The sequence below is a fragment of the uncultured Phascolarctobacterium sp. genome, from assembly GCF_958349595.1.
Lineage (GTDB): Bacteria > Bacillota > Negativicutes > Acidaminococcales > Acidaminococcaceae > Phascolarctobacterium.
Map to the genome: position 1 here is coordinate 21,992 of NZ_CATWDQ010000013.1, position 12,486 is coordinate 34,477.

16 protein-coding genes and 1 pseudogene are annotated in these 12,486 nt (G+C 47.6%); 15 read left to right on the forward strand and 2 right to left on the reverse strand.

Annotated elements, in window-relative coordinates:
• The first annotated feature begins 7 nt into the window (after window positions 1-7).
• From mnmG to Q4G98_RS09470, 10 genes and pseudogenes are all read left to right on the forward strand, one after another.
• Complete coding sequence (gene mnmG, locus Q4G98_RS09430) at window positions 8-1,888, forward strand: tRNA uridine-5-carboxymethylaminomethyl(34) synthesis enzyme MnmG (protein ID WP_298562921.1); 1,881 nt, start codon at window positions 8-10, stop codon at window positions 1,886-1,888.
• Window positions 1,885-2,601, forward strand: coding sequence for a 16S rRNA (guanine(527)-N(7))-methyltransferase RsmG (gene rsmG, locus Q4G98_RS09435; protein ID WP_298562922.1), 717 nt, complete (start codon window positions 1,885-1,887; stop codon window positions 2,599-2,601). The genes mnmG and rsmG overlap by 4 nt, the downstream gene beginning before the upstream one ends.
• A gap of 18 nt (window positions 2,602-2,619) precedes the next feature.
• A complete protein-coding gene (locus tag Q4G98_RS09440; protein WP_298562923.1) occupies window positions 2,620-3,504 on the forward strand; it encodes a ParB/RepB/Spo0J family partition protein in 885 nt (294 codons plus the stop codon).
• Between the two features lie 132 nt (window positions 3,505-3,636).
• On the forward strand, window positions 3,637-4,656 hold the full coding sequence (locus Q4G98_RS09445; protein ID WP_301961942.1) for an alpha-hydroxy-acid oxidizing protein: 1,020 nt from the start codon (window positions 3,637-3,639) through the stop codon (window positions 4,654-4,656).
• Window positions 4,657-4,747: 91 nt separating this feature from the next.
• A complete protein-coding gene (locus Q4G98_RS09450) occupies window positions 4,748-5,209 on the forward strand; it encodes a GNAT family N-acetyltransferase (protein ID WP_298562925.1) in 462 nt (153 codons plus the stop codon).
• 22 nt (window positions 5,210-5,231) lie between these two features.
• On the forward strand, window positions 5,232-5,699 hold the full coding sequence (locus Q4G98_RS09455) for a VOC family protein (protein WP_298562955.1): 468 nt from the start codon (window positions 5,232-5,234) through the stop codon (window positions 5,697-5,699).
• Window positions 5,700-5,719: 20 nt separating this feature from the next.
• Complete coding sequence (locus Q4G98_RS09460) at window positions 5,720-6,169, forward strand: N-acetyltransferase (RefSeq protein ID WP_298562926.1); 450 nt, start codon at window positions 5,720-5,722, stop codon at window positions 6,167-6,169.
• A gap of 58 nt (window positions 6,170-6,227) precedes the next feature.
• Window positions 6,228-6,674, forward strand: a pseudogene (locus Q4G98_RS12415) (GNAT family N-acetyltransferase); the annotation flags it as partial.
• Between the two features lie 111 nt (window positions 6,675-6,785).
• Complete coding sequence (locus Q4G98_RS12420) at window positions 6,786-7,238, forward strand: GNAT family N-acetyltransferase (RefSeq protein WP_366916950.1); 453 nt, start codon at window positions 6,786-6,788, stop codon at window positions 7,236-7,238.
• A gap of 22 nt (window positions 7,239-7,260) precedes the next feature.
• Window positions 7,261-7,737: a GNAT family N-acetyltransferase gene (locus Q4G98_RS09470; RefSeq protein WP_298562928.1), complete on the forward strand. Its 477-nt coding sequence runs from the start codon at window positions 7,261-7,263 to the stop codon at window positions 7,735-7,737.
• A 65-nt stretch (window positions 7,738-7,802) separates the two neighbouring features.
• Here the strand turns inward: Q4G98_RS09470 and Q4G98_RS09475 are convergent, their stop codons facing one another.
• The gene (locus Q4G98_RS09475) at window positions 7,803-8,171 is read right to left on the reverse strand and encodes an ACT domain-containing protein (RefSeq protein WP_293662732.1); all 369 of its coding nucleotides are present in this window, start codon (window positions 8,169-8,171) and stop codon (window positions 7,803-7,805) included.
• A 63-nt stretch (window positions 8,172-8,234) separates the two neighbouring features.
• Window positions 8,235-8,606: a carboxymuconolactone decarboxylase family protein gene (locus Q4G98_RS09480; protein WP_298562929.1), complete on the reverse strand. Its 372-nt coding sequence runs from the start codon at window positions 8,604-8,606 to the stop codon at window positions 8,235-8,237.
• 78 nt (window positions 8,607-8,684) lie between these two features.
• Here Q4G98_RS09480 and Q4G98_RS09485 point away from each other — a divergent pair, with 78 nt between their 5' ends.
• The 5 genes from Q4G98_RS09485 to Q4G98_RS09505 all read left to right on the forward strand — a co-directional run bounded on the left by Q4G98_RS09485 (window position 8,685) and on the right by Q4G98_RS09505 (window position 12,469).
• Window positions 8,685-9,062 (forward strand): MerR family transcriptional regulator, encoded by a 378-nt coding sequence (locus Q4G98_RS09485; RefSeq protein ID WP_298562930.1) that lies wholly within the window; start codon window positions 8,685-8,687, stop codon window positions 9,060-9,062.
• 148 nt (window positions 9,063-9,210) lie between these two features.
• Window positions 9,211-9,624: a GNAT family N-acetyltransferase gene (locus tag Q4G98_RS09490; protein ID WP_298562931.1), complete on the forward strand. Its 414-nt coding sequence runs from the start codon at window positions 9,211-9,213 to the stop codon at window positions 9,622-9,624.
• Window positions 9,625-9,916: 292 nt separating this feature from the next.
• A complete protein-coding gene (locus Q4G98_RS09495) occupies window positions 9,917-10,723 on the forward strand; it encodes an AAA family ATPase (protein WP_366780894.1) in 807 nt (268 codons plus the stop codon).
• Entirely contained in the window at window positions 10,716-11,684 is a 969-nt protein-coding gene (locus tag Q4G98_RS09500) for a ParB/RepB/Spo0J family partition protein (protein ID WP_298562957.1), read from the forward strand. The genes Q4G98_RS09495 and Q4G98_RS09500 overlap by 8 nt, the downstream gene beginning before the upstream one ends.
• 80 nt (window positions 11,685-11,764) lie before the next feature.
• A complete protein-coding gene (locus Q4G98_RS09505; protein WP_293662740.1) occupies window positions 11,765-12,469 on the forward strand; it encodes a DUF554 domain-containing protein in 705 nt (234 codons plus the stop codon).
• Window positions 12,470-12,486: the final 17 nt, after the last annotated feature.

Below are 12,486 nucleotides of genomic sequence, written 5' to 3' on the forward strand. Positions count from 1 at the left end.
TGACAGAATGTATATTACTGATAATTATGATGTCGTCGTTATTGGTGCGGGCCATGCCGGAGTAGAAGCGGCTCTGGCTGCCGCACGCATGGGCGGCAGGACACTGCTGGCGACGTTGTCTTTGGATAATATTGCGTTGATGCCCTGTAACCCTTCCGTCGGCGGGCCTGCTAAGGGACATTTAGTGCGCGAGATCGATGCCTTGGGCGGGCAAATGGGTCTGACTGCTGATGAAGCCTGCATCCAGATGCGGCTTTTAAATACCGGCAAAGGTTACGCTGTCCACGCTTTAAGAGCGCAGGCAGATAAGCCCTTTTACCATACGCTGATGAAGCAGGTCGTAGAAAATCAGGAAAATTTAGACGTCAAGCAATTGATGATCGATAAATTGTTAGTCGAAAATGGCGCCGTAGTGGGCGTGGAAGCCGAGACAGGCGAAGTTTTTGAAGCGAAATGCGTTATTCTGGCTACCGGCACCTATCTGCGCGGCCGTATAGTTTACGGTCAGGTCAATTATGAATCAGGTCCTAACGGACTGCGCTCAGCCAATAAACTGTCATCCTCTCTGCTGGAGTATGGAGTAGAACTGATGCGTTTTAAAACAGGTACGCCGGCGCGTATCGACGCCCGCAGCCTGGATTACAGTAAAATGGAAGCCCAATACGGCGATGAACAGGTGCGTAATTTTTCTTTTATGAGTACGATCACGGAAAGAAAGCAGGTTCCCTGCTGGCTGACCTATACCAATGCGGCTACTCATAAGATCATCCGTGATAATCTGCACCTGTCAGGAATGTTCAATGGTATGATCGAAGGCGTCGGGCCGCGCTACTGTCCTTCTATTGAGGCAAAGATCGTACGTTTTGCCGATAAAGAACGGCATCAGCTATTTGTCGAGCCGGAAGGTCTGCGGACTAATGAAATGTATGTGCAGGGAATGTCTTCGTCTTTGCCGGCACATGTGCAGCTGCAGTTTATGCAGACGATACCCGGGCTGGAAAACTGCCGGATGATGCGTGCCGGTTATGCTATCGATTATGACTGCCTTGATCCGCTGCAATTAAAAACAACTCTGGAACATAAGGCTATCAGCGGACTTTTTTCTGCTGGGCAGGCCAATGGCACCAGTGGCTATGAAGAAGCTGCGGCGCAGGGTCTGCTGGCTGGCGTCAATGCCATGCAGAAGATCCGGGGCAAAGAGCCGCTGCTTTTAAGCCGCAGTGACGGCTATCTGGGTGTTCTGATCGACGATCTGGTAACAAAGGGAACGAACGAGCCTTACCGCATGATGACTTCGCGTGCTGAATACCGGCTGCTGCTGCGGCAGGATAATGCTGATCTGCGGTTGACGGAAAAAGGCAGGGCTGTTGGTCTGGTAGACGATGCCCGTTATGAAGCCTTTACTGCCAAGCGCAGCTTACTGGAACGGACTTTGCAGACGTTGGGCAGTACACATTTGCCGCCTAATGCAGAGGTACTGGCGAAATTGGCAGAACTGGGAACGGCGCCGATCCGTTCGGGAATGTCGCTGCTGGATCTGCTGCGGCGCAGTGAAATGACTTATGAAAAATTGAGACAGGCTTTTGCAGTGCCGGACTTGCCGGGGGTAGTTGCCGAGCAGGTAGAGATTTTTGCCAAATATGAAGGCTATATCAATAAACAAAAACAGGAAGTTGAAAAAGCATTAAAGTTGGAAAATAAAAAAATACCGGCAGCTGTTGATTATCTGAGCATCAAAGAGCTGTCTTCTGAAGCGGCTGAAAAGCTGGCTAAAGTCAAACCGACTTCTATCGGGCAGGCTTCACGTATTTCCGGTGTTTCTCCTGCTGATGTCAGTGTTTTGATGATCGCTTTAGAAGTCATGCGCAGGAAGGAACAGCAATCATGAATTTTGCAGAGATAATGCGCCTAAAGGGACAGGAAGCAGGGCTGAGCTTTACAGACCGGCAGCTGGAGCAATTCAGTATTTATTATGAGCTGCTTGTAGAAACAAACAAAGTAATGAATCTGACGGCGATCACAGAACCGGAAGAAGTAGCTGTAAAGCATATGATCGATTCTTTGCTGGCCTTTGATGAGAAGCTGTTTACTGGAAAAATTTTGGCCGATGTCGGTACCGGGGCAGGCTTTCCGGGGATACCATTAAAGATCTACTGTCCTTCTTTAAAGGTGACGCTGATCGATTCGCTGGCTAAAAGGCTGAATTTTTTAGAGACAGTTATTGACGGGTTGGGGTTAAAAGGCATCCGCTGCGTGCATTTACGGGCCGAGGATGCCGGCAGAGACCCGCAGCATCGTGAAAAATATGATCTGGTAACGGCGAGGGCCGTGGCCAGGCTCAGCGTTTTGGCTGAATACTGCCTGCCCTTAGTCAAAACAGGCGGCAGCTTTATTGCTCTGAAAGGCAGCAAATATCAGGAAGAAATCGCTGCTGCCGGTAAAGCGCTGCAGCTTTTAGGCGGGCGTCTGGTAAACGCTGAAGCCGTAAAACTTCCAGGACTGGATGATGGACGTGCTATTGTGAAAATAGCCAAGCTGAAAACTACTCCTAAAGCGTATCCGCGTAAAGCGGGTTTACCTGACAAACAGCCCCTGGAATAAATAGTGGAGGTTAAGTTTATGACAGTTGATGATGGATTTTCTGTTTTAGAAGCAGGACGTACGGAAATGGGGACTAAGCACAGCAGCAAAGCGATCGAGGTCGTGCGAGTGCCTGTGGCTAAGGTCATACCTAATCCCTATCAGCCTCGCAAAACCTTTGATGAAGAAGGTCTGCAGGATCTGGCAGCTTCGATTGCCCAATATGGCGTTTTACAACCGCTTTTGGTTGCGCCTATGGAAGATGGCAGCGGCAATTATCTGCTTATTGCCGGCGAGCGGCGGCTGCGTGCTTCCAAAATGGCGGCACTGGGTGAGATCCCTGTTATTATCAGTGATTATACCCAGCAGCAGATAGCGGAGATCGCTTTGATCGAAAACCTGCAGCGTGAAGATCTGCATTATTTGGGAGAAGCCGAAGGCTACGAAATGCTGATGAACGAATTCCATCTGACTCAGGATTCTATGGCTGCCAGAGTTGGTAAAAAGCAGTCTACTATTGCTAATAAGCTGCGTTTGCTGCGTTTGCCGCAGGCTGTGCGTGAAGCTCTGCGCAAAAACGGACTGACGGAACGGTATGCCAGAGTTTTGCTTAAATTGCCGACAGAAGCAGAGCAGCTGCAGATCGTAGAAGCGATTGTAAAAAATAATCTCAGTGTGCGGCAGACAGAAGAATATGTCAAAAAATATCTGGAAGCCGGAGCAGGAGAAGTAACGCCTAAGAAAAAACGTCTAGTGATCGTTAATGATGTGCGTATTTATCTGAACAGCATCAAGCAAATCGTTTCTACGATCAAAGATGTCGGTATTCCCGTATCGATGGAACAGGATGTTGAAGACGGCGATGTGCTGGTGACTTTAAGGATCCGCAATACAAAGAAACCCAAAGAACCGCGGTTATTTTGATTTTACTGAAGCAGTGGTCTGCAAAAAGGCCGCTGTTTTTCTTTATCTGTTTATAAGAATATTTCTGTACAAATCCGGCGGATGTAGTAAAATAGAAATAAGGTGACAGGAGAATAAGGGAGGGGTAATTCTATGGATTATAATGAAGTTTTACAAACAGCACGTACAAAGATCGGTACTAAATGTAAGGCTTGCCCGGTCTGCAACGGTGTAGCCTGCAGAAATACGATGCCGGGACCAGGAGCCAAGGGTGTAGGCGATACAGCTATCCGTAATTATCAGAAATGGCAGGAGATCCGTGTCAATATGGATACGCTGTGTGAAAAAAAGCAGATCGATACCAGTCTGGAGCTGTTTGGCAAGCAGTTTCGCTATCCTTTTTTTGCAGGTCCCGTCGGAGCGGTGGCAATGCATTACAGCGATGTTTATAGTGACGTGACTTATAATGAGGTGCTGGTGTCCGCCTGTGCGGAAAATGGTATTGCCGCTTTTACAGGCGACGGGCTGGACAGTAGCGTGATGGTGGCGGCAACACAGGCTATCAGCGCCGTCAATGGACAGGGTATTCCTACAGTCAAACCCTGGAACCTGGAAACGATTCAGGAAAAGCTGGCGCTGGTGCGGCAGGCAGGAGCCTTTGCCGTAGCTATGGATATTGATGCGGCAGGGTTGCCGTTTTTGCAGAATATGACGCCGCCGGCAGGCAGCAAATCTGTTGAAGAACTGGCAGAGATCGCACACATGGCAGGAGTACCGTTTATCGTCAAAGGTATTATGACGGGCAAAGCGGCTTTAAAAGCGCAGCAGGCCGGCGCGCAGGCCATCATTGTTTCTAATCATGGCGGACGCGTGCTGGACCAGTGTGCCGCAACGGCAGAAGTATTGCCGGAGATAGCAGAGGCAGTAGACGGAAAAATGAAAATTATTGTGGACGGCGGTATCCGCAGTGGCGTGGATATTTTTAAAGCACTGGCCTTAGGAGCCGACGCTGTCGTTATAGCCAGACCTTTTGTGACGGCTGTTTTTGGCGGCGGTAAAGAAGGGGTCAGGATATACATCGAAAAGCTGTCTGCTGAACTGAAAGATACCATGGCGATGTGCGGGGCGTTTTCTCTGCGTGAGATAACTGCTGAGATGGTGCGCCATAATTAACGGCTCATCAAGGCAGAAGCATTGTCAAGAGGATGTTTCACGTGAAACATCCTCTTTTTACTAATAACACAAGCGAACAGAGGAAAGCATAATGGAAATAATAAAAATCACAGAACGGGAACCGGAACTGCTGGAAGCATTGGTGCTTATTTGGGAAGATTCGGTGCGTCAGACCCATACTTTTCTGGAAGAAGCTGATATTGAAGCCTTACGACCGCTGGTGCGCCAGGGTCTGGAATTTATTCCGGAATTGTGGGTGCTGAAAGCTGCGGACAATGTTTATAAAGGTTTCATGGGTATCGATGGGAAAAAACTGGAAATGCTCTTTATTGAAAGCAGTATGCTGGGGCAGGGCGGGGGTTCAAAATTGTTAGACCACGCTGTCAGCAGGCTTGGCGTTACAGAAGTAGATGTTAACGAGCAGAATCCTCAGGCCTATGGTTTTTATCAAAAGTACGGCTTTAAAAAATATGCGCGCTCGGAGCTGGATGGACAGGGGAAGCCGTTTCCAATTTTGCATCTCAGGTGTCTGCCAGGGCAAGGGCAGAAATAATAAAGAAGGAAGGTAGAGATTGATGAAATTTCAGGCAGCATTGCTGGTTGTGGCCGATATGGAGCGCTCAGTCAAATTCTATAAAGAGGTTTTAGGACTGAGAGTTACTATGGATCTGGGTGCGAATGTTACGTTGACAGGCGGAGTGGCTTTGCAGACTAAGGAAAGCTGGTGTGAATTTATCAGTAAGGATGCTCAAAGTATAAATTTTGGCGGTAATGCTGCGGAACTGTACTTTGAAGAAGATGCTTTTGATGAGTTCCTCGAGAAACTGGCAGCAATGAAAGGACTTGTTTATGTTCATCCTGTGCGGGAGCACAGCTGGGGTCAACGGGTGGTCCGTTTTTACGATCCGGACAGGCATATTCTGGAGGTCGGCGAAAACATGAAGTCTGTCTGCAGAAGATTTCTTGACAGTGGTATGACAGTAGAAGCGGCTGCGAGAAGAATGGATGTCCCGGAAAAATTTATTCGCGCCTGTACGAGATAAAATTGGAAGGTGAATAGAGGATGTTAACAATAGAAATATTGCCGATGGAAAAAGTTGGTGCCTTGAAACCTATGTTGATGGAGCTGGCCGACCACCACAATCAGGTCGCTGTAAATTTTCAGGGGCTATATCCTCTGCTCAATATTGACGAAAAGATACAAATCCTGCAGCAGGGTATCGGAGCAGGGAATACTGTTGCCGCTATTCTGAGCGATGGAAGTAACTGGCAGGGTTTTTGCGTTTTTTCACATACTGGCGGCTGCGGCAGTATCGACTATCTTTATATCAGACAAGCGCTGCGCGGACAGGGCGCCGGTAAATTGCTGATGCAGTGGATGCTGGAGCAGCTGGGACAGCTGCGGCTTACTTTGTTAGAGCTGAAGGTGGTTGTGGGCAATGAACAGGCTGTCCGTTTTTATGAACAATATGGTTTTACTGCCAGGACGGTGACTTTGGCTAAAAGAATCTAACAGATATTGTTGTTTGCAGAAAAGCAGTGGTAAATAAAGAAAATGGAGTGGCGGGCTGATGAAAGCTAAAAGGACAGTGCCGTTCTTAATAACTGAGCGGCTGGAATTTTCTCTGCTGGAACCTGGTGATCTGGCGGAGCTGGAAATACTGCTGGGCGATCCGGAGGTCATGTATGCCTGGGAGCATGGCTTTACTAAGGCGGAGGTACAGGACTGGCTGAAAGAAAATCTTCGCCGTTATGCCGCAGATGGTTATAGTTACTGGGCTGTCCGATTAAAAAGTGATGGCAGCTTTGTTGGTGTGATGGGAATTTTGAAGGAGCAGGCAGCAGGCGAAGTTTGTATCGGGATAGGTTATATTCTGCACAGGAAATACTGGCGGCAGGGTTATGCAGGAGAAGGCGCGGCGGCTTTGTGTCAATATGCTTTTCATAAAATGCAGCTGCAAACCTTGACGGCGCAGATCAGAACGAATAATTTTGCCTCACAGCATGTTGCTGAAAAACTGGGCCTGAAAGTAAAACGCAGGTTTATAAAAAGCTACCGCAGTCAGGAAATGCCGCATTTTCTTTATACCATTGAACGTGACATTTGGCTGCAGGACGCGCCGGACAGCCTGGCTGTGCTGCTGGTGACAGAAGCGAAAAAAGATTTTTTACAATTACTGCTTTTAGGCGACGAAGATGAGAAAATGCTGGATAAGTATCTGGAACGGGGAGAGCTGTTTGCTTTATATAAGGGCGGTCTGAAAGCAACGGTTGTCGTAACCAGGGAAAAGAAGACGGTATTTGAAGTTAAAAATCTGGCAGTCTGGCCGCAGGAGCAGCGCCGGGGTTATGGACGCTTTTTAGTGACAGAAATGTGCCGTTTGTATAGCCGCTGGGGAACAAAAATGCTGGTCGGCACAGGTGATGTCCCCTGGACGTTGCATTTTTATGAAGCCTGTGGATTTAAGAGAAGCTACATTGTAAAAGACTTTTTTACAGATAATTATCCTCAGCCAATTTTTGAAAAGGGCAGACAGTTAAAAGATATGATTTATCTGGAACGGTCTTTAAAGACGGTGTGACTGATGAAAGAGTAGGAGCGATATGAAAAGTTTTAGCATTATCAGAGCAGAGGCAGAGGATTTAGAAAGCATTTTGCAATTACAATATTTGGCATATCGGAGTGAGGCCCTGTTATTGGGGGATGAGGATATTCCTCCGCTTAGGCAAACTCTGGCTGAAGTACAGCAAGAATTTGCACGGGGCGTGATTTTAAAACTTGTCGATCAGACAGGTAGAATAATCGGTTCGATTCGCGCACAGAAGCAGGAAGACAGTGTATATATTGGAAAATTGATGGTGCATCCTGCCTATCAGAGGCAGGGGTTAGGCGGCCGCTTGCTGCAAGAGATTGAGCGTACTGTTGTGGGAAGGCGTTATGAGCTTTTTACGAGCAGCAGGAGTATGAGAAATTTACTGCTGTATGAAAAGGCTGGTTACAAGAGTTTTAAAGAACAACAGGCACGTGAAAATTTGACGCTGGTATTTTTGCAGAAAGATGTGACAGACTCTGCAAGATGATATATAGATCAAATGAACCGTAGGCAAAAAAAAGAGATGTTTCACGTGAAACATCTCTTTTTGCTTTATGCAGTTATCTGGTAACCGTTGGTGCTTAAGGCCGTAACGGTTTTGTCTAAGTGAGCCGCCTTGATCAGGATATAGTCGGTATTATATGTAGAAACGGCAAAAATACTGATACCGGCTTCTGCCAGCAGGCCGGAAATTTTAGCGAGGATACCTACCAAACCAAAATCAAGTGTGCCGCAGATCTTCAGGGCGCGCCAGCCGCGTTCGCATTGCAGCACTGCCGCAGGAAGATCGGCTTCGGGGCAGACCAGTGAAAGTTCATCAGCTGTTTTGCTGAAAAAATATAAGGGCAGCTGCCAGTTTATCTGTGAGGTATCCTGCAGCTGGCATACGGCAAAGGTCTGAGGTAAAAGCTGTAATTGCATACAAAGACTTCCTTCCATATGATCTTAACTTAAGTATAAGCAGTTCAGACGATTACTGCAAATTTATTTGTCAGTAAAGACCTGCCGGGCAACGGCAACAGCATTCAAGACCTTGGGGAAACCTGTGTAGGGGATGCAGTGCAGCAAAGCTTCAAGGATTTTTTCTTTTTTTACGCCGACATGTAATGCTGCCCGGATATGTACCCGGAGCTGCGCTTCACAGCCGCCGGACGTTAAAAGGCTTACCAGTGTCAGCAGTTCCCGTTCCTGCAGGCTGAGACCGGGGCGGGCATAGATTTGGCCAAAAGCGAATTCTACGATATAGCGACCCAGATCAGGGGCGATGTCGTTTAGACTTTCGATGACCTTGATACCTGCCGCACCGTCGATTTTCTTTAAATTTTGCATTCCTGTTGTAAAATGAGTATCATACATTTACTTTCACCTCCAAAATGATTACAATTGAAGTATAAGTTTTAGACTATACTCTAAGTCAAGGGCTGAGGATAAAAAATGAAAATCGGTGCATTTGCGGAATTAACAGGCATCAGTGCCTATACCTTAAGGTATTATGAAAAAAAGGGCTTACTGGCTGTGCAGCGTGATCAAAATGGCTGCCTCAATTATATGGAAGCGGATAAGGAATGGGTACAGTTTTTATGTAAATTAAAAGCAACCGGGATGCTGCTGCGTGATATAAAAAACTATGCCCGGCTGCGTTATGCAGGGGCCGGTACTATTGCCGAACGCTTAGAGCTGCTGCTTGCGCATCAGGAGTTCGTAGCGGGAGAAGTAAAAAAATGGCAGCAGTACAGCGAAAACCTGCAGGATAAAATAAACGTGTACCGGCAGCAGCTATTGCAGCAGGGCGGGGAGCAGATATTGAAATAACAGGATGCGTATGTTATAATGACGGCAATTAAAAAGTAGAGAGCTTAATTCTTTGTCACCGGATGAAGAAAATAACTAAGTGTTCAAGTTTACGCCGTAGGTCTGGAAGGTGTAGATTTGGGCACTTTTTTACTGAGGGAGCAGGCAAATGATAAAAATTTATAATTGTTTATGTGCAGAAGCCAGGAATATCAGAGAGCAGGTTTTTGTGGAAGAACAGGGCTTTGAAAATGAATTTGACGAACTTGATGCACAGGTACCGCATGCGGTTTTATTTATGGACGGGCAGGCTGTTGCCACAGGCAGGTTACTGCCGGGAGAGCAGCAGGGTGAATTTGTCATTGGCCGGGTAGCTGTTTTGCAGGAGTATCGGGGCAGGCATTTAGGGGAACAGATCATGCTGGCTTTGGAAGAAGAAGCTCGCAGAGCGGGTGGAAAGAAAATAAGCCTGTCAGCTCAGTGCCGTGCCAGCGGTTTTTATCAGACTTTAGGGTATGCGGAACGGGGCGCGGTATATTTAGATGAATTTTGTCCGCATATTTTGATGGAAAAGGTTTTGTAAAGTAAAACGCATATCTAAATAAAATTACGGTAAAACAGATTTTTATTGAATATGTGGATAAAGCTGTGGGTTCTGTTGATAAAAACACCGGAAATTAGCGGTTCAGGCCGCTGCCGGCAGCCTTCGAGCTATAGACAGCACGGGCAGCCGCAGTTTTAGCTGTGATGTTTCACGTGAAACATTTTTAGGAAAAGAGCTTTGAAAATACTTAAAAAGGGAAAGAAAGTGAGTGATTTTTAGTTTTTACTATAGGTGAAACACATAATTTGTGATAAAATGGGAAACAGATGAAATGCAAATATTTTATTTGGAAGATAGTAAGGGTGAGGTGAAGATTTTGGTCAAGGTTATCGCTATTGCCAACCAAAAAGGCGGTGTCGGCAAAACTACGACGACTGTCAATTTAGCTGCCTGTCTGGCACAAAAAGGACGCAAGGTTTTATTGATAGATTCCGATCCGCAGGGCAATTCTACCAGTGGTTTGGGCTTTGATAAGCGTGATATCAAAAAGTGTATCTATGATACGCTGATCGACGATGTACCAATGAAGGAACTGATCATGCGCAGCGCTTATGAAAATTTGGACGTGCTGCCGGCGACGATCCAGCTGGCGGGAGCAGAGATCGAGCTGGTAAGCCTGATGAACAGGGAAGGACGCCTGAAGCGGGCTTTGGAACGGGTCAAGCATGACTATGATTATGTATTGATCGATTGTCCGCCGTCTTTGGGGCTGCTGACGATCAATGCGCTGACGGCGGCCAGTTCAGTGCTGATTCCGATCCAGTGCGAGTTTTATGCGCTGGAAGGCGTCAGCCAGCTGATGAACACTATTAAATTGGTACAGCGGAACCTTAATCCGGCCTTGAAGCTGGAAGGCGTAGTAATGACGATGTATGATGCACGGACCAATTTATCTACAGACGTCGTTGATGAAGTAAAAAAATATTTTGAAACAAAAATGTACAATACTATTATCCCCCGCAATGTGCGACTGAGTGAGGCTCCCAGCCACGGGCAGCCAGTCATTGTCTACGATCCCAAATCTAAAGGAGCAATGGTTTACCAGGAGCTGGCGCGGGAGGTGATCGGTGATGAATAAAAAAGGTCTGGGTAAAGGTCTGGGCGCAATTTTTGGCGATGCGGCAGGGCCGGTCGATACCGTTGTAGAACCTGTACGCAGCGATGAAGAGAAACAGGAGCTGCTGCTGAAAGATATCGTTCCTAATCCGCATCAGCCGCGGCAGGTTTTCGACGCCGAGAAACTGGCGGAATTAGTTGAATCCATCAAGCTGCATGGGGTCATCCAGCCGCTGGTGGTACGTAAACACGGCCGTAAGTATGAGATCGTCGCCGGTGAACGCCGCTGGCGTGCTTCGAAGGAAGCCAAGCTGAAAACGGTACCGGTGATCATTCGCGATTATGACGATGCAACGATGATGGAAATAGCGCTGGTCGAAAATATCCAGCGGCATGACCTTAATCCTGTAGAAGAAGCAGAAGGCATCAAACGTCTGATGACTGAGTGCAAGCTGACGCAGGAAGAGGCTGCTAAAAAGGTTGGCCGCAGCCGTACTGCGGTAGCAAATATACTGCGGCTGCTGAATCTGCCGCAGCAGATCAGGGAATATGTTTCACGTGAAACATTGACGATGGGGCAGGTTAAACCATTGCTGTCTCTGGATAATGAAAAGCAGCAGCTGGAAGTGGCGACGGCGATCATGGAAAGAGGCTGGAGTTCGCGGACCGTGGAAGATGTGGTCAAAGAGCTGAAGGCCGGGCGCAAGGTTAAGGTAGCTAAGGAAACCGTAACGGTGCTTGGCAGCAAGGCGCCTGCAAAGAAAGCAGGATCGGCAGCGCAGAAGGACGTTTTTGCCAGTGATTTCCAAAACCGTCTGGTGGAGTTATTGGGCACGAAAGTCAAAGTAGTTCCCAAAGATACCAGACAGGGTAAAATCGAGATCGAATATTATTCTCCGGAGGATCTGGAGCGCATCTATGATCTGCTGAACAAACCGGCACAGGAGCCGGTAAAAAGAAAGAAACCCTGGCTTTCTGTTTAAAATGAAGCAGGCTACATTGATGAGGGGAAGACGTAAGTGCAAAGAAGCCTGCAAGCGCAGCGCTTACCGGGAGGGGAGTTATGATCGGTTTGGGAACGCTGGTTAACTCCGGGTCGATTTTGATCGGAGCTGCCGCAGGATTGCTGCTGCGCCGCGGACTGCCTGAAAAATGGCAGGAAAGCATCATGCAGGGTGTGGCATTGTGCATCATTGTTATTGGCGTGCAGATGGCTTTTAAAAGTGAAAATATCATGGTGGTCATTTTCAGTATTGTTTTAGGAGCTATCGTTGGCGAAGCTGTTGATATTGATGCTAAACTGCAAAGCTTTGGTGACTGGATCGGCAGTAAGCTTATTGGCGGGCGTGATGCCGGAGCTGCCAAAGCGATCGGTGAAGGTTTTGTGGCAGCCAGCCTGATCTATTGTGTAGGTGCGATGGCTATTATCGGCAGCCTGCAGGACGGACTGAAAGGCGATACCACGATTTTGTTTGCGAAGTCGACACTGGATGGTATCATCGCGATCATCCTGACGGCTAACCTGGGTATCGGTGTCGCGCTGTCGGCAGTAAGCGTACTGTTGTATCAGGGGACACTGACGCTCTTGGCAGGTGTGCTGGAACCGGTATTGACTGCCGGTATTTTAAATGAAGTAACCGCTACAGGCGGAGTACTGATCATGGCGATCGGCGTCAATATGCTGAAGGTAGTGCAGATCCGTATTTCCAATCTGCTGCCGGCAGTACTTTGGGCAGGCGTCATCGTTACAGTTTTAGGTCTTTTATAAAGGGAGAAGAAAGAACA